Genomic DNA, 17270 nt, shown 5'->3' on the forward strand with positions numbered 1-17270 from the left:
TAAAAAAGGCTATAATTTCAATCTACACTAAATATTATGCCTTGTGAAGCAAAACATCAATTCATATTTGCTACTCTTTAATCCGAACTCTTTATTCTGATTCTCCCCATAAAAATTAACATGAGCCAGAATTAGCTCATATGACACGAATTTATGAAGAGCTATCGGGATAACTCAATGAAATTTGGGGAAAAAGAGGGGCGAATTATCGAAATCTACTAGTAGAAATGCCAATAATACATCATCTTTTACTTAATAATCCTTTGATATTGTACCCTGTAACTGCATGATTATTAACAGAAACCTAATGCGTTATAGGCTTTTGTGGCAATTGTTAATAATCGAACAAAGGTTAAAAAGTAAATATATGCTTATTTATAAATATAGTAGCGTAAAATGTATTCTTGGGCTAAAGGTATTATCAATCAAAAAAATGCCGACTAAGAACTAAATAGCAAATATCAATATCTAATTCCAATGAAGAAATGTATTAAGCTTAAAGATAAGCAATACAATATCATTTATTATCGGCATAAACCAATGTATCATGAAAAATGGCCTTTAAGGCATTTTGATGAACATTTGATAATAGGAACGGAGGTTTTATCCTTTCACCATGGCTTTTACTTCAGAAACAGCTTTGTCTAAACCTTCTGGGTTTTTACCACCAGCTGTAGCAAAGTGGTCTTGTCCGCCACCGCCACCTTGAATATGTTGTGCTGCTGTACGAATCATCTGACCGGCTTTTAATCCTGATTTTTCTAAAGCATGTTCACCTAAAGCAATAGTTAAACTTGCTTTTCCGCCTTGCCTATTACCAAAAGCTAATATTAACTCTGGATATTTCTTTGTCAACTGGAAAGCTAGGTTTTTAACGCTGCCTGCGTCTAGATCCAGCACTTGTCCCAACCATTTAACTTCCCCAAATTCCTCTATTTTATTCTCTAATTCTTTTTTCTCGTTCTGAGCTTTTTCATTCAAGAGCTCCTCCACTTGTTTTTGCATTTTCTTCTGATCATCTAAAATCATTTGAATGCCTTTAACAACGTCTTTCTGATTTTTCAACAGACCTTTTACTGCATCCACAGTTTCTACATGGCTATTCATATAGTCGAAGGCTTTTTGTCCGGTATAGGCCTCTATTCGTCTAACTCCAGATGCAATAGCGCTTTCATGAATAATCTTGAATAAACCAATCTGTCCAGTGGCTTCCACATGAGTTCCTCCACAAAGCTCAACAGAATCTCCAAATTTGACAACTCTAACCAAGTCGCCATATTTCTCACCAAACAACATCATGGCGCCTTTTTCTTCTGCTTCTTCTATGGGAACTTGTCCATTAATATCTGCTGCTGTGTTGGCTTGTATAGCTACATTTACTAATGCTTCTACCTTTGCAATCTCTTCTTTTTCCATCCTCTGAAAATGAGAAAAGTCAAAACGCAGATGAGAATCGTTTACCAAAGAGCCTTTTTGCTCCACATGAGTTCCAAGAATTTCTCTCAAAGCTTTATGCATGAGGTGAGTGGCTGTATGATTTTTAGTGATTGCTGCACGTTTGCTTGAAGAAACTACTGCTTTAAATGGCAACTTCGGATTTTTAGGTAATTGCTTTGCAATATGAATAATAAGGTTATTCTCTTTCTTGGTATCGATAATGCTAATCTTTTCAGTTTCACTCTCAATATATCCTGTATCACCCACTTGTCCACCAGCTTCAGCATAAAATGGAGTGATGTTAAATGCCAATTGGAAAAGCTCCTTATTTTTAGTGATGACTTTGCGGTATTTAGTAATATGAATAGTAGATTGTAAATGATCGTAACCAATAAACTCTTCCACATCATCCTCTTTTAAAACCACCCAATCGTCAGTTTCTGAGGTGGCAGCTTTTTTAGAACGTTGTTTTTGAGCTTCCATTTCTTCGTCAAACTCACGCTTGCTTACTACCAGTCCTTTTTCTTTAAGAATAAGTTCGGTGAGGTCGAATGGAAATCCAAAAGTATCGTATAATTCAAAAGCTTCTTGACCTTTTATGACTTTATAACCTTGCATGGTTACATTGTCAATAATTTTATCGAGCATCTGAATACCAGTACTCAAAGTTCTTAGGAAAGAATTTTCTTCTTCCATCATCACTTTTTCTATCAATTGCTTTTGTTTCGCCAATTCGGGGAAGAAATCACCCATTTCGGATACCAATATATCTACTAATTTATAGATAAAAGCATCTTTAAAACCAAGGAAACTATAACCATATCTAACGGCTCTGCGCAGTATTCTTCTAATGACATATCCAGCTCCTGTATTAGAAGGCAACTGACCATCGGCAATAGCAAAAGCAATAGCTCTAAGATGGTCAGCAATCACACGCATGGCAATATCGTGCTCTTCGTTCTGACCATAATCTTTGCCACACATATTAGCAATTTCTTGCAGTAGTGGCTGAAAGATATCAGTATCGTAATTAGACCTTTTTCCTTGAATAGCCATAGTTAACCGCTCAAATCCCATTCCTGTATCGATATGCTTGGCAGGAAGGTTTTCTAATTGCCCGCTTGCTTTTCTATTGTATTGAATAAATACTAAGTTCCAAATTTCAACAACTTGAGGATGGTCTTCATTCACCAATTTGTCTCCGCTAATTTTAGCTCGTTCTTCGTCGCTTCTCAAGTCAATGTGAATTTCAGAGCAAGGACCACATGGTCCACTATCACCCATTTCCCAGAAATTGTCTTTCTTATTTCCGTTGAGGATTCTTTCTGCGGGAACAAATTTCTTCCAAAATTCTAAAGCTTCAGTATCAAGTTCTGTTCCATCCGCTTCATCACCTTCAAAGACAGTTACATATAATCTGTCTTTATCTAGTTTTAATAGCTCAGTTAATAATTCCCAAGCCCAAGAAATGGCTTCTTCCTTGAAGTAATCACCAAAAGACCAGTTTCCTAACATCTCGAACATGGTATGGTGATAGGTATCATGACCTACTTCTTCCAAATCGTTATGTTTACCCGAAACGCGTAAACACTTTTGTGAGTTGGCAACTCTGGAACTTACGGATTTACCATGGCCCAAGAATACATCCTTAAATTGGTTCATTCCCGCATTAACAAACATTAATGTAGGGTCATTTTTCATCACCATAGGTGAGGAGGGAACAATACTATGTTGTTTTGATTCGAAAAATTCGATAAAATTTCTTCTTATTTCTGCAGCTTTCATTTTTCTAGTTTTTATTCTAAGCTAAAATAGTCCTTGATTTCAAACCAATAATGCTGGCTTTTACTCAATCGGATTTAGCTTGCAAATTTAGTTTATTTCGTTAATTTTGTGCGATAAATGCGAAAAGGATTTTTTAGCTAAAAATGGGGAAGAAATTATACTTTTTTAATCAGCAAACTTTACAATACGAAAAGGTGAAACCGACCATCAAAAATCGTTTGATGCGGTTGCTATCTGTAGTGTTTACTGGAGTTCTGTTTTCGGGAGTTGTAATTCTTATTGCTTATACTTTTTTTAATTCTCCAAAGGAATTGATGCAACAACGTGAAATAGAACAATTCAAGCTTCAAACTAAAATATTGGATGAGAAGTTGGAAATTTTGGAAAAGGTTGCTGATAATTTACAGGATAGAGACGATAATATCTACCGAGTTATTTTTGAAACTGAGCCTGTTGCTAGCGAAATTCGTCAAGCTGGTATAGGAGGAAGTGATAGATACGAAAAACTAAAAGGTTATAAGAATAGTGACTTGCTGATAAATACCACCAAGAAATTGGACAGGTTGAGTAATAGACTTTATGTACAGTCTACCTCCTATGATGAAGTTTTCGATATGGCTAAGAATATGGATCAAATGACAGCCTGTATTCCAGCTATTCAACCTATAAGTGATAAATATAAAAGGAGGATCTCTTCGTTCTATGGCTACCGTATACATCCGATTTACAAGCGTAGGATTTTTCATGATGGTTTAGATTTTTCAGCACCAACCGGAACTGAAATTTATGCTACAGGTGATGGTGTCGTAGAGTCGGCTAGCCGTTCTAGTTATGGTTACGGAAATAAAATTACCATTGATCATGGTTATGGCTATAAGACCGTATATGCTCACATGCACAAGTTTAAGGTTAGAAAAGGACAGAAGGTGAGTAGGGGGCAAGTGATTGGTTCTGTTGGGAATAGTGGTTTGTCAACTAGTCCACATTTACATTATGAAGTTCTTCGCAATGATAGGAAAGTAAATCCTATATATTATTTCTTTAACGATTTAAGCCCTCAAGAATATGAAGAGATTATTAGTTCGGCTAATAGTTCTCTTGGAGGAGGAGCATTATAATTCAATTCTTTTTCTATGGAAATAAAACATCATCAAAAGCTTTATTATAGCATAGGCGAAGTAGCAAAAATGTTCGACGTCAATACCTCGCTCATTCGTTTTTGGGAAAAGGAATTTGAAGTGATCAAGCCCAAAAAGAATAAAAAAGGTAATCGCATGTTCACCCCTAAGGATGTGGACAATTTTCACCTCATCTTTCATCTAGTTAAAGAGAAAGGCTACACTTTAAAAGGGGCTAAAGAAACCCTCATTCTAGAGAATAGAAAAGTAAAAGTAGATACTGAGGTGGAAGTGCTGAAGACCTTGAAAGACACCAAAGCCTTTTTATTAAAGCTCCGCGAACAATTATAAGCTTTAAATCAAATAAGGATTATAAGGTCAGATAATGCTTTAAGCTTTCTTAAATTCTCTTAAATGATTTATATGGTTCAATCTTGTCAAAAATAATTATTTCCCCAATTTCCATTCAATCAAAGGAGAAACATAATAACTAACATCCATACTCTTTAAATAAGGGGCTTGATTCCCCAGACGCTTCTTATAATCCTCCCAATTTCTATTTTCCTGAGTAGTCCAGCCAAGTTCAGCATATCCAATAGCTCTCGGAAAAGCCAAATATTCCAGCTCCAAAATATTACTGATGGTTTCACTCCATAGCGGTGCTTCAATTCCAAATATATTTTCCTGGGGGATGTCTTCGTAGTTTTCAGGAGACCAATTATAAGCCACATCAGTCGGGATATAGGCAGCCCAATGTAATCCATGTTTAGATAGTGAATCATATTGCATATCTAAATAGGCTTTCTTCGCAGGAGACATAATAATTTTCATGCCTTTTTTTACAGCCAATTTCGCATTGTCATTGCTACGCCAGAATTGAGAGATAGAAGAAGCATCAACATCTGTGGTAGCAATTTCATCCCATCCTATCATTTGCTTGCCGTATTTTTGGACTATCTTTTCTACTTTATTTACAAAATAGATATAATCATCTTTTTTAGTGACATGGCTTTCGTCGCCACCGATATGGAAATAAGGACTAGGAGAAAGGGCTGCAATCTCACGAATCACATCATCGATAAAAACATAAACGGTGTCTTTTCTGGTGTCGAAGGTACTGAATCCAACTCTAGTTCCAGTATAAAGCTTTAACTCTTTGCCATTACCATTTAAAAAGGGGTAAGAGACCGATGCGGCATTGGTATGGCCAGGCATATCTATTTCTGGAATAATCATCATATGATGAGCTAAAGCATAATTCACAATTTCAGTATATTGTTCTTGGGTATAGAATCCTCCTGCCTCTCCACCTACTTCTGTACTTCCACCAACTTCTGTTAGCTTGGGCCACGATTTGATCTCGATTCGCCAGCCTTGATCATCACTCAAATGCAGGTGTAAAGCATTATATTTATAATAAGCCAAGACCTCAATGAATTTTTTAACATCCTCCACACTAAAGAAATGACGTGCTACATCGAGCATGGCTCCACGATATTCGAACTGGGGATAGTCGGTAATAGTTCCTGTAGGAATGGTCCATATTTTAGTATTCGTGAGTGTGTCGTTACTTTCTCTAGGGATAATTTGACGTAAAGTCTGAATGCCTCTAAAAGCACCAGCTGCAGAATTTGATGAAAGAATCACCGAATCTGTAGTAATATGTAATTGATAAGCTTCCGGATTCTCTGGATGAAGACTAGCTTCCTTTTTTATAAAGATGACACTTTCTTGATTAAGGATAGGTGAATTGACAAGTGTTTTTAATCCAGTTATATCATTGATTCTATCGGCTAGAATCTGTGCTATTTCTTTATAATCATGGTCTTCAATGCTAACAATAGCGCTAAACTCATCCAAGGCAAAACCACCATTCGTGGAAATTATATTTAGGGGCTTAGGAATGATATTCTCTGTTGCTAGATTTGTTTTCGGGAATTTAATAATTCTTTTCTTTTCTCCTTGGCAAGAGATTAAAGTAGTGAGACTTAATAGTATTAACAGGGTCTTTAGTGCTATTGATTTTATCATGATTTTGTGTTTATGCATTTTTGATTCAAAATGAAGCTACCATTGGTTTTTAATACCTCATTATTCTCTCCAAATATAAGAGGATTTAGTTTTCAAATTTCAAACTTTTTATCATTAAAAAATCAGACTAATTATGACTAGTTTTGCACCCTATTTAAAACATAAACACATGTCAATAACAAGAATAGATTCAACTCCGCGTATGAGTAGAATTGTTGAGCATAATGGGACTATTTATCTTTGTGGACAAGTGGCAAAAGATGCTACTAAAGATATTAAAGAACAAACGATTACTACTTTAGAAAAAGTAGAAGAGCTACTTGATAAAGCAGGTTCTGATAAGAAACATATTCTTTCTGTTACCATCTATATCCGCGACATGAAAGATTTTGCAGCTATGAATGAGGTTTGGGATGCTTGGGTAGCGAATGGTTATCAACCCGCTCGCGCTTGTGTTGAAGCTCTAATGGCTCGTCCAGAACTATTGGTGGAAATGTCTGTTGTAGCTGCTAAAAAATAATGAGTAAAATGGAGGAGTTTTAATATATGAGATTCCTCTAATTTTGAGTTTTAAGTTCAACAAGAAAATCTAGTTTACTGAAGATCTATAGACAAAAATGTGGTATCGCTGGGGTTCATTTGAACCACAACTGTTGTGTCATCATGTTTTTTATTATATCTTGACCATGTCACATAAACATTATGATTGTCCTTGGATAAATAGGATTCTTTGAGCACTGTTACCGTATCATCGTTGTCTATATAATATTCGCATGTATTGTAATCTGCAGTAGGATCAAATAATTCTGATGGTATATTCTTATTTAAATCTATTATAAAACCTTTATTCCCAGTAAAGTTGTTCAAGACAACATTAAGATATGTAGCTTTTCCTAGTAGTATTGTGTCATTGTTTAGTTCTGATAGAGAACAATTGTCTAGAGGGTTTTTATAGCCGCTATTCTTTTGGATATAATCATTTTTATAGGCGAAAATAGGATGAAGCATATCCTTATCTTTATAGGGAAATGTAAGTACATATTCTCCATTATTATTAGTTATTGATCTTATGGGTTCAATATAATAATAGTAATCGATGTCATCATGATCTTCCATATATTTTGATTTTAACATAAGGATCTCCGTATTAGGAAAAACCTCATTATTGTCGCAATTCAGTACGATACCTTTAATGGTTATCATTCTTTCTTCAGGTTCTGATTTCTTACAAGAAGTCAATCCAAAAAGAATAATAAAGATTGATAAGAGGACTTTAGTTTTCATAATGATAATTATTGGTTTGTCGAGAAGGTTTATACAAAAGCTTCCATAAATTCATCCAAAGTTACATTGGCTAAATAATTACCGAGTTCTATTTGCTGTAATTGAGCTTTGATTTTCCCCAAATCGTGAGGCATTCCAATGATAAGCTTTTCTAATTCATCAATGTCATTGGTATTGAAAAAATCCCCAAATATTTTGGCATTAACGATTTCACCTTTTCTCACTTCTAGGTTTAATTCTATATGACCACCAGTGGTTTTTATACCCTTCTGGAAGTTGTATTTAGGGGAGGAGCCAAAGTTCCAATTCCAGGTGCTGTATTTCTCGTCAACGAGTTGATTGATAGCAGCAATATCAGTTTCTGTGAGTTCATATAACTCTGTGTCGTCATATATACTTCTTACATGATTGATAATATGATCTTCAAAAGCTTCTAAACTAATGTGGGTGCTTAAGTGCTCTGATATATTCGTCACCCTACTTCGAACCGATTTCACTGCTTTGTCTTGGTATTTGAGTGGGTTTATCTTTAAAGCTTGCGATAAATCAGGAAGTTTGGAACTGAAAAGCAAGGTGCCATGTTGCAGAATTTTGTTCTGATATATATGTTTGGCATTGCCCGAGAATTTTTTTCCTTTTATGGTGAGGTCGTTTCTGCCTTCAAATTTAGCATCCACACCCAAAGCATTTAATACATCTAATATAGGCTGAGTATATTTACGGAAATCAATAGGCTCATTTTTCTCTTTGGTTTTGATAAAGCTAAAATTCAAATTCCCTGGGTCATGAAAAACGGCTCCACCACCAGAAAGTCTTCTCACTACGGTGATTTCATTTTCTTTCACATAATCCACATTAATCTCCGCCAGTGAATTCTGGTGCTTACCGATTATGATAGAAGGGTTATTAATATAAAGATAAAAGCAATCTTCGTCTTTATGCTTGAGCAGGTATTCTTCAGTGGCAATGTTGAAAACTGGATTATTTGTTTTAGATCTGAGACACAGCATAGTTTAAATCTTAAATAATGGAATGATTTGGACTTATTCTGTGATGGAAGAGTAAACCATCTCACCACCAACAACAGTCATTTTAACTTTAATATAAGGGATTTCTGTGGCAGGAACTTCCAATAGGTCCTCCTTTAGAACAATGAAGTCTGCAAATTTACCGGTTTCTAAACTACCTTTTTTATGCTCGTCAAAACCAGCTTTGGCTGCCCAAATGGTAATTCCTTTTAGCGCATCTTTCCTACTTAGTGCATTCTCCATTTGAAAACCATCCTCAGGATAGTATTTATTGTCCATTCTCGCCACTGCAGCATAGAAAGTAAGGAGTGGGTCAATTTTTTCAATAGGAAAATCAGTTCCCAAAGGAATCCAATTGTTTTGTTGACGGAGTTCTTCAAAAGCATAAGCGCTTTTTATTCTTTCTGGCCCTAATCTTTCGTCGGCCCAATACATATCGCTGGTGGCATGAGTAGGCTGAACGGATGGTATAATGCTTTTATCACCAAATCTGTGAAAGTCATCTGGATGAACCACTTGTGCATGCTCAATTCTCCAACGCTTGTCATTACTATCTTCTAAATATTTAGCATAGGTTTTTAAGATGACACGGTTGGCTGAATCACCAATAGCATGTGTATTCACTTGGTAATTATATTTGTCAGCCATCATACATAAAGAATCGAAATAGGCTTGTGGGCTTAACATCATTCCTTTCCAATGGGCTTTGTCGTGATAATCGTGAAGAAGACAAGCTCCGCGGCTTCCCAAGGCACCATCGGCATATAATTTAACTGATCTTACCGTCAATCGATCAGTGATAATTTGTCCCTTGGTCATTATTTCTTCCAAAGTTTCAGTTGTTGGAGTAAGCATGGCATAAACTCTCATTTTCAATTGGCCACTATTGTGTAATTCTTGAAGCAGATTAATATCGTAATATTCTAAACCTGCATCGCATACAGTGGTTAGTCCAACAGCAAAACATCCTTTTTCAGATTCTTTAATTGCCCTGATTCTGAGTTCTTTACTGGTGCTTGGCATCACTTCTCTTACCATCTCCATAGCATTATCTATCAATACTCCAGTGAGCTCACCATCCTTTATAATGAATTCACCACCATGAATTTGAGTTTCATTATTTATGCCCGCTAATTCCAATGCCTTTGAATTGGCAATAGCTGCATGACCATCAATTCGAGTTAAATAAACTGCTTTATTGGGCCAGAGCTCGTCCAACTTTTCTTTGCTAGGAAATTCTTGTACTTCCCAATCATTCTGGTCCCAACCTCTGCCGATTAACCATTCAGCAGGAAATTCTTTCTCAAAAACCTGAAGATTTTCAATAGCCTCCTCAAAACTTTTTGTTCCCACCAAATTAGCTCTTGAAACTAAGCTTTGTCCATAAGAGATAAAATGGGAATGTGCATCAATAAATCCAGGGTATACATATTGATTATTGAGGTTTAAAGATTCTTCTGCCCAATAGTGTGATTGTATTTCTTCATTGCTTCCGATAGCGATGATTTTGCCATCTTTAATAGCCATGGCTTCAGCCATCTCGAAATTTTCGTTTATGGTATAGATTTTAGCATCTTGAACCATCATATCCACTTCGATAGGGGTTTGACAGGAGCTTAAAAAGAGGATAAAACTGAATAAATAGAGGATGTTTTTCATGCGATCTTATTGTATTTTTAAAAAATGGAGTAATTCTTGAATATTCTGAGTAGAATGGGTTTTTTGCTTTCCTTCAAAGATATGATATCCATCATCACAAACAATATGTTTATCGGATGGTCCAGTTGGGGATACTTCATTTCTAATCAGGGCTTTTCTAAGCCAAGTGGCTTTCGTGCTTTTTCCTATTACTTCAATACTGAATTTAGGTTTAAATTGCTTTTCAAAATGACCAGATTCAATATTAAAAGCCATCTCATTGTTTTTGAACACATTGAGGATTTGTCCTTCAATCACTAAGTCTTCTGGTATTCCGCTAATCATTTTCTGGTGTTCCGGAAATAACCATATTTGATCCGCAGTTTTTAAAGCCAGTTCAATATCATGAGTGGAAAGGATGATGCCCATTTGTTTCTGACGGGCTAGTTTCCTAAGCATGATTAAAAGACTCGACTTGGTAGGGAAATCAAGAAAAGCGGTAGGCTCATCTAGAAGCATCAATGGAGTTTGTTGAGCAAGAGCTTTGGCTATCATTACTTTTTGCTTCTCACCATCACTCAATTCTACATAGCTACGATTTAAAAGATGTGCTATTCCAACATTTTGAGCTGTTTCAATAACGATATTCAAATCTTTTTTCTGTAGATTCCCCCAAAAGCCAGTATATGGATATCTTCCCAAGGAAATCACATCCTGGGCACTCATTTGTGGAATGTCTAATTGCTCTGTAAGTACCAGAGCTAATTTCCTTGAAAATTCTTGCTGATTGAATTTAGAGATTGGAGTGTCGCCAATGATCATTTCGCCAGAAAGCTCAGCTTGGATTCTACCCAATGTTTTTAAAAAAGTTGATTTTCCGACTCCATTAGGACCAATTAAGCAAATTAATTCTCCAGCATATAGGCTTAGATTCAGATGGCTTTGTATGACTTTCTTTTGGTCCTTTATTTGATAGCCGATCTCCAGATCTTTTATTTCCAAGAGTTTCTTTTTCATGAAGTCGACATGTTAATTCTGTTATTTTTTATCAAAAACCATATTACCAATGGCGCTCCAAATAAGGAGGTTACCGTGTTTATCGGAATGGCTTGTTCAAGCGATGGTAGTCGAGCAATTAGGTTGCAAGATAGGGCTATGGCCATTCCTGTGAGGATAATTCCAGGTAATAATATTTTATGTTCTGAAGTTTTAAAAAGCATTCTACTCAAATGTGGAACTGCCAGCCCAATAAAAGCAATGGGTCCGGTATAAGCGGTAGCTACCGCCGTTAACAATCCTGCAATTACGATCAGGCTGACTCTTAGTTTTTTTACATTTACGCCTAGATTTGTGGCGTAATGTTCCCCTAGTAGCATGAGGTTTAATGGCTTAACAAAGAAGAAGCTTGCCACAATTCCCGACAATATCAAACTAGCAAATAATGTCATTTGATGCATGCTCACTTGACTAAAACTTCCCAATCCCCAAATCACAAAAGAGTGAACTTCTTGTTCATGGCTAATGAATTGAAGGAACCCAATGAATGAAGATGCCGCATAACCTATCATGAGTCCTATTATAAGTAGTGAGACGTTGCTTTTAACAAATCGTGCAAAGAGAAGCACGAGCCCGAGAGTTAAAAAAGCACCCACAAAGGCTGCAATCACTATGCTGAATTGTTGCAAATAACTAGAAATAAGAACTAAACTACCAGCTCCACCCAATAATGTTAAAATAGCAACACCCATACTGGCTCCTGCACTAATTCCTAATATGCCTGGCCCTGCCAAAGGGTTTCTAAATAATGTTTGCATTAAAAGCCCAGCCACCGATAAAGCTGCTCCTGTTAGAAGTGCTGTAATAGCCTGTGGTAATCGAGAAGTTAATATAATTAATTGGGAAATTCTCTCGGTTTCTGCTGATGGGAAGAGTAGTGTTTCTAAAATCTCAGAAAAAGGAATATGAATAGATCCAAATACCAGATTAGCAAAGAAGAGTATCAGGTTTAGTACAATTAGGGCAATGATAAGCCGAATTGATTTGCCTTTAAAAGTTTTTACACTTTGATTATTAGGATTATCCCGTAATGTCATTGTCTTTTTGATACCTTTAAATTGTTTTCGTTCAAATTTTGTGCTAAATTAGCTTAAAATATTTAATATGATACTCATTGCAGATAGCGGATCAACAAAAACTGATTGGGTACTTTGGATACCAAAGACTAATGAAGTTTTCAAATATAAAACCAAAGGGCTCAATCCATACTTTACCAAATCATCAGAAATTACAGAGGAGATGCGAGAACATTTTGCCTCTGATGATTTAATTCAGCTTAAAGAAATTTTCTTCTATGGTTCTGGTTGTGGAAGCATAGATTCAAAATCAATTGTTTTTGAGGGTCTTACTAATGCTTGTAAGAATGCGAAAATTCATATTGAGCATGATTTAATGGCGTCGGCGCGCTCTTTACTCGGAAACGAAAAAGGCATAGCTTGTATTCTTGGAACGGGCTCTAATGCTTGTTTGTATGATGGTAAGGTAATTATAGGTGAAGCGGTTTCGTTTGGTTACATCATGGGTGATGAAGGCTCTGGTAATCATATAGGTAGAATGCTGTTGAAAGCCATTTTCAATGGTAAAGCTCCAAAAGAATTGGTAATGGACTTTAATGATAAATATCCTCATCTTGATCTATCTCGTTTACTGGACCAACTTTATAACCTTCCAAATCCAAATCGTTTTTTAGCAAGCTTTAGCCCTTTTGTTCTTTCAAATCAGGACAAGAAATTTGTCAGGGCTCTGATAGAATCCTCCTTTAATCAGTTTCTTGATGAATTTGTTGTTGATTTAAGTATGGATAAATCTTTACCTGTTAGTTTTCAGGGTTCTATAGCATGGTCTTATAAAGCTATTTTGAAAAAGGTTTTGGGGGATAGAGGATTTAAAATGGGTAATATTATAAAGCAACCAATAGATACTCTTTTAGAATTTCATAAGAACAATAAAATTTAAGATGATTTAATAGGGGAGGCTAAAATAGAATTCAGATCCTTTTCCTTCTTCTGACTTCATCCAAATATCGCCTTTTAGATGTTCTATTAAACCTTTGGAAATACTCAAACCTAATCCAGTCCCACCATAATCGGTATGTGTCATGGTATGTGCTTGACGGAACCTGTCGAATACAAATTCTTGTTCTGCTTTGGGAATACCTATTCCTGAGTCTTTAACATAAAACATAACATGTTTCTTTTGAGGAACATGTTTACAGCCGAACTCAATTACGCCATTTTTAGGAGTGAATTTTAAAGCATTGCTTAAAAAATTAACCATCACTTGATTCAAGCGATAAGTGTCTGATTTAAGCGAGTTCATTTCTTTATCTTCACTATAATTGAATATTAAGTGAATACTTTTCTTTTTAGCTTCTATTTCGAAAGAATCATAAAGGTTTGATAGGAATTTCTTTATGTTTATGGTCTCCGAAATAAACCGTATTTGGTTGGCTTCTATTTTAGAAATATCTATAATATCATTAATCAGGTTTAATAAGTTTTGTCCATTATTTTTAATTCTACTGATAAATCCTGATTTTTCATTCTGATCAATATCGTCTTCTTCCAATAGGCTAGAAAAACCAATAATAGCATTCATGGGTGTTCTTATTTCATGAGACATATTGGCTAAGAATGATGATTTTAGTTGGTCACTTTCTTCAGCTTTTTGTTTTGCATCTATCAGTTGTTTTTCAGCTCTTTTTATGTCAGTGATATCTCTTATGATGACTAAAATATGCTTTTCATGATTATAAGTAATGTATCGCAGTTTGGCGTTAATATTAAAAGGTGAACCATCTTTTCTAATATCCTCAGATTCCGCAATTAGGATTTTGTTAGTTTCTAAGAAATCTTTAACAAAATAGATGTTAATATCACTAGCGATTTTTATTTTATTAGAGTCCCTATGCATCAATTCCTGATAGGTGTATCCATACATATTACAGGTGACTTCATTGACTTCGACAATATCCCCTTGTTCATTTAATATGATCAGGCCATCCAAATTAGAATTGAAAATAGTTCTATATCTTTCTTCGCTTTCTTTGATGAGTTCAATAGATTTCTTTTTTTCTGAAACATCTATCAATAAACCATTTAGATGCGTTATTTCACCTTGGATATTTCGAATGATTTCAGTTTGATCTTCCACCCAAGCATAATCTCCATTTTTGCTTTTCAACCTATAGTATTCATGACTATAGTTTTTAAAAGCAGAATTATTGACATAATAATTTACTTCATTGAGTACTCGGGGTAAATCGTCTGGGTGAATCAAATCCGGATATTCAACTTGATTCTCAATAAGTTCTTCTGGTGTATAGCCAATTAATTTACTAATGTTAGGGGATACATATTCAATGGGATGTACGTGTTTGTCTTTTTGATACTTCCATAGTATGGCGACCACTTTTGTTTGATTTAAGATTTTTAGGGTATTCATCCTATCGGTGATGTCTTCTCCTGAGCTCAATAAACCTTTTATGACTCCCAATTGATCAATAATTGGAGAGCTTTGCCAATGAACTCGTCTTATTTTCTTGTCATTAGTGATGATATCATTTTCTGAAGATGAAATTAATTGAGCACCATTTAATATTTGTTTAAACTCTTGTTTGGTTTTAATAATGATTTCTGTGGGTAAGAAATTCTCAAACCAATTTTTTCCAATAATTTCTTTTTCTTTATAACCAAGTATTTCGCAAGCCCTTTCATTAACCATTTCCACATTCCCATTTATATCTAAAGCAATGAGAATATGAGGAGCTATGTTTAAATACTGCTGTAGTTTTTGTTGCTCATTAAATGCTTTATCTATAGCCTCTTTTCTCTTGGTAATATCCAAAAGTTGTGCAATAGTAAAAATACGACCTGCTTTGTCTTTATGGATGGATGAGCTGATTTCTATATCTTTGATGGTTCCATTGCTTTGAAGAAGCTTAAATTCATAATTATATGGAACTTTAATTCCCTTTTGTCTTTTTGAATAACGTTCTTTAACTAAATTGATACTTGATGGGTGTATCCATTTCTCGAACTTTTGGCCTATTAATTCTTCAGCTGTATCACCAAAAATTTCTTCAGATTTTGGATTTGCATAATTGAAAACTTCATTATTATCTATGATAACTATAGCAGCATGAGAGTTTTCTACTATACTTCTAAACTTATTTTCGCTCTCAATGATGTCACGTTTCATATTTGCTATATCTTCAATATTTTTGCTAATATTGATAATATGTGGTACCTCATTGAACTCTATAATTGCGGCTGATAATAAAGTTTGAATAAGCTGTCCATCTTTAACTTGAATGGTAGTTTCTAAATTGAAGATTTCTCCTTTTTGTTTTAATTGTTGGATATAAAATTCGGCATCTTTATCATTAGTCCAAAAATTAAAATCAAGTAAAGATTTTCCAATGAGTTCTTCTTTTTTATATTGTGTGATAGTTTGAAAAGATTGATTTACATCTACAAAATTATAATTATCAGCTTTGATAATATTTATAGCATCGGGGCTGGCGTTAAAAATCATTCTAAATTTCTCTTCACTGATCTTGATTGATTTTTTAAGCTTTATAAAATGGTCAAGGTTTTTTTGTAAAACCAATAAATGAGGAACATTATCTACTTCTATGGTCTTAGCAGAAACTAAACCTTCGATAATATTGCCATTGGGATGGCGATATTTGGCTTGATAATTTTCTATATATCCTTGCTTTTTTATGGTTTCAATATAGGTTTGCCTTTGGTCTTTATCGGCCCATAAATTCAATTCAAAACCACTTTTGCCAATGTAGTCAGAATAGGATGCACCGAGGTTTTTTATAAAAGCATCATTGATATCGGTAAACGCATATGTTTCATCAAGTTTATTAATACTTGTGGGATCTGGTAAGGCATTAAAAATAGTTCGGAATTTTTTCTCACTTGATTGCAATGCTCTTTGAGTTTGTGTTAATGAACTGGTATCACCAATAATGACCAAAATATAATCTGTGTCGTTATAATTAAATACCTTAGCAGAAATAATTGCTGTATAAACTTTCCCTTTACTGTTTGTGAAATGTGCAGAAAATTCATTTACATAACCTTGGCTCTGCAGTAGTTTGGTATATTCTGAATGTTCCTCTTTATGATACCAAAAACCGAGATCTTCTACGGTCTTGTTGATGATCTCACTTTCTTGCAAGCCGGCGTATTTCTCGAATTTATTATTGACAGCAATAAACCTTTCGGTGTTTAGATCATGTATGCTAATGGCTTCAGAAACAGATTGAAATATTAATTCAAAAAGCGGATGATGTGATCTTCTTTTCGACAAATGTGAAATAGATTCTTGTTGTTGCAATAGAAGTGTAAAGTTTTCTATGCTCAGACTTAAGATGATTTTTTGTGTAGCGTCTAAAATCATGGTGTCTACACTAAACAAGCCAAAAAAAATGGGATCAGTTGTATTTGGAATTCGTTGTATATATGAAGAATAAAGAGGGTGGGTGGGTATGATGCTATATTTATCTAAATCAGAAAACAGTTGAGAGTCTTTGTCCTCTTCTATCATTCTTTGCATAAGTTCAAACATCAAATTATCAAAGTGATGATTCGTATCGTGCTGAAAATGTGATTTTAAGATTGTTGGCTTGTCTTGTAGAAAGCTAACGATATATACTGAATGTCCATGTAATTGTTCAGATATTACTCTTAATCCTTCTTGAAGATGTTGGTTAATCTTTGCTTGGTTAGTTATCGGTTTCATAAAATATTAATATTCATTTTGGCTGTCCACCAAAATCCCCCTAGAAATAAAATATACTAAAACAGGATAAAATCCCTTAATACTGCAATTTACACATTTTTTAGGTTCTACAATCAAATAATTTTCATATTTATGA

General features: G+C 34.8%; 12 protein-coding genes. 4 read left to right on the plus strand and 8 right to left on the minus strand.

What is annotated here, in order from left to right; all coding sequences use genetic code 11:
* Nucleotides 1-603: 603 nt before the first annotated feature.
* Complete coding sequence (gene alaS / locus HNS40_RS05515; protein WP_172278505.1) at nt 604-3222, minus strand: alanine--tRNA ligase; 2619 nt, start codon at nt 3220-3222, stop codon at nt 604-606.
* A 143-nt stretch (nt 3223-3365) separates the two neighbouring features.
* On the opposite strand from alaS, the gene HNS40_RS05520 reads away from it, so the two are divergent.
* Both HNS40_RS05520 and HNS40_RS05525 read left to right on the plus strand, forming a co-directional pair.
* A complete protein-coding gene (locus HNS40_RS05520; protein ID WP_172278507.1) occupies nt 3366-4340 on the plus strand; it encodes a M23 family metallopeptidase in 975 nt (324 codons plus the stop codon).
* Between the two features lie 15 nt (nt 4341-4355).
* Entirely contained in the window at nt 4356-4691 is a 336-nt protein-coding gene (locus HNS40_RS05525) for a MerR family transcriptional regulator (RefSeq protein ID WP_172278509.1), read from the plus strand.
* A gap of 96 nt (nt 4692-4787) precedes the next feature.
* Here the strand turns inward: HNS40_RS05525 and HNS40_RS05530 are convergent, their stop codons facing one another.
* The gene (locus HNS40_RS05530) at nt 4788-6371 is read right to left on the minus strand and encodes a beta-N-acetylhexosaminidase (RefSeq protein WP_172278511.1); all 1584 of its coding nucleotides are present in this window, start codon (nt 6369-6371) and stop codon (nt 4788-4790) included.
* A 169-nt stretch (nt 6372-6540) separates the two neighbouring features.
* Between HNS40_RS05530 and HNS40_RS05535 the strand changes: the two genes are divergently transcribed.
* Nucleotides 6541-6891 carry a RidA family protein gene (locus HNS40_RS05535; RefSeq protein ID WP_172278513.1) on the plus strand — a complete coding sequence of 117 codons (351 nt, stop codon included), beginning with the start codon at nt 6541-6543 and terminating at the stop codon, nt 6889-6891.
* Nucleotides 6892-6965: 74 nt separating this feature from the next.
* On the opposite strand, the gene HNS40_RS05540 is transcribed toward HNS40_RS05535, so the two are convergent.
* The 5 genes from HNS40_RS05540 to HNS40_RS05560 are packed head-to-tail and all read right to left on the minus strand — an operon-like array spanning nt 6966 to nt 12414.
* Entirely contained in the window at nt 6966-7655 is a 690-nt protein-coding gene (locus tag HNS40_RS05540; RefSeq protein WP_172278515.1) for a hypothetical protein, read from the minus strand.
* Between the two features lie 29 nt (nt 7656-7684).
* A complete protein-coding gene (locus HNS40_RS05545; RefSeq protein WP_172278517.1) occupies nt 7685-8665 on the minus strand; it encodes a lipoate--protein ligase in 981 nt (326 codons plus the stop codon).
* A 33-nt stretch (nt 8666-8698) separates the two neighbouring features.
* Nucleotides 8699-10342, minus strand: coding sequence for an amidohydrolase (locus HNS40_RS05550; protein WP_172278519.1), 1644 nt, complete (start codon nt 10340-10342; stop codon nt 8699-8701).
* Nucleotides 10343-10348: 6 nt separating this feature from the next.
* Nucleotides 10349-11338 carry an ABC transporter ATP-binding protein gene (locus HNS40_RS05555; RefSeq protein ID WP_172278521.1) on the minus strand — a complete coding sequence of 330 codons (990 nt, stop codon included), beginning with the start codon at nt 11336-11338 and terminating at the stop codon, nt 10349-10351.
* Nucleotides 11335-12414: an iron ABC transporter permease gene (locus HNS40_RS05560; protein ID WP_172278523.1), complete on the minus strand. Its 1080-nt coding sequence runs from the start codon at nt 12412-12414 to the stop codon at nt 11335-11337. The genes HNS40_RS05555 and HNS40_RS05560 overlap by 4 nt, the downstream gene beginning before the upstream one ends.
* A gap of 67 nt (nt 12415-12481) precedes the next feature.
* Here HNS40_RS05560 and HNS40_RS05565 point away from each other — a divergent pair, with 67 nt between their 5' ends.
* A complete protein-coding gene (locus tag HNS40_RS05565) occupies nt 12482-13333 on the plus strand; it encodes an N-acetylglucosamine kinase (protein WP_172278525.1) in 852 nt (283 codons plus the stop codon).
* Between the two features lie 6 nt (nt 13334-13339).
* Here the strand turns inward: HNS40_RS05565 and HNS40_RS05570 are convergent, their stop codons facing one another.
* On the minus strand, nt 13340-17134 hold the full coding sequence (locus tag HNS40_RS05570) for a PAS domain S-box protein (protein ID WP_172278527.1): 3795 nt from the start codon (nt 17132-17134) through the stop codon (nt 13340-13342).
* Nucleotides 17135-17270 lie beyond the last annotated feature (136 nt).

Source organism: Lentimicrobium sp. S6 (genome assembly GCF_013166635.1).
Lineage (GTDB): Bacteria > Bacteroidota > Bacteroidia > Bacteroidales > UBA12170 > UBA12170.

Excerpts from the sequence above, each read along its gene's own strand:
- alaS (WP_172278505.1), bottom strand. The coding sequence starts at position 3,222 with ATGAAAGCTGCAGAAATAAGAAGAAATTTTATCGAATTTTTCGAATCA.
- HNS40_RS05560 (WP_172278523.1), bottom strand. The coding sequence starts at position 12,414 with ATGACATTACGGGATAATCCTAATAATCAAAGTGTAAAAACTTTTAAA.
- HNS40_RS05565 (WP_172278525.1), top strand. The coding sequence starts at position 12,482 with ATGATACTCATTGCAGATAGCGGATCAACAAAAACTGATTGGGTACTT.
- HNS40_RS05520 (WP_172278507.1), top strand. The coding sequence starts at position 3,366 with ATGGGGAAGAAATTATACTTTTTTAATCAGCAAACTTTACAATACGAA.
- HNS40_RS05530 (WP_172278511.1), bottom strand. The coding sequence starts at position 6,371 with ATGATAAAATCAATAGCACTAAAGACCCTGTTAATACTATTAAGTCTC.
- HNS40_RS05525 (WP_172278509.1), top strand. The coding sequence starts at position 4,356 with ATGGAAATAAAACATCATCAAAAGCTTTATTATAGCATAGGCGAAGTA.
- HNS40_RS05545 (WP_172278517.1), bottom strand. The coding sequence starts at position 8,665 with ATGCTGTGTCTCAGATCTAAAACAAATAATCCAGTTTTCAACATTGCC.
- HNS40_RS05555 (WP_172278521.1), bottom strand. The coding sequence starts at position 11,338 with ATGAAAAAGAAACTCTTGGAAATAAAAGATCTGGAGATCGGCTATCAA.
- HNS40_RS05540 (WP_172278515.1), bottom strand. The coding sequence starts at position 7,655 with ATGAAAACTAAAGTCCTCTTATCAATCTTTATTATTCTTTTTGGATTG.
- HNS40_RS05550 (WP_172278519.1), bottom strand. The coding sequence starts at position 10,342 with ATGAAAAACATCCTCTATTTATTCAGTTTTATCCTCTTTTTAAGCTCC.
- HNS40_RS05535 (WP_172278513.1), top strand. The coding sequence starts at position 6,541 with ATGTCAATAACAAGAATAGATTCAACTCCGCGTATGAGTAGAATTGTT.
- HNS40_RS05570 (WP_172278527.1), bottom strand. The coding sequence starts at position 17,134 with ATGAAACCGATAACTAACCAAGCAAAGATTAACCAACATCTTCAAGAA.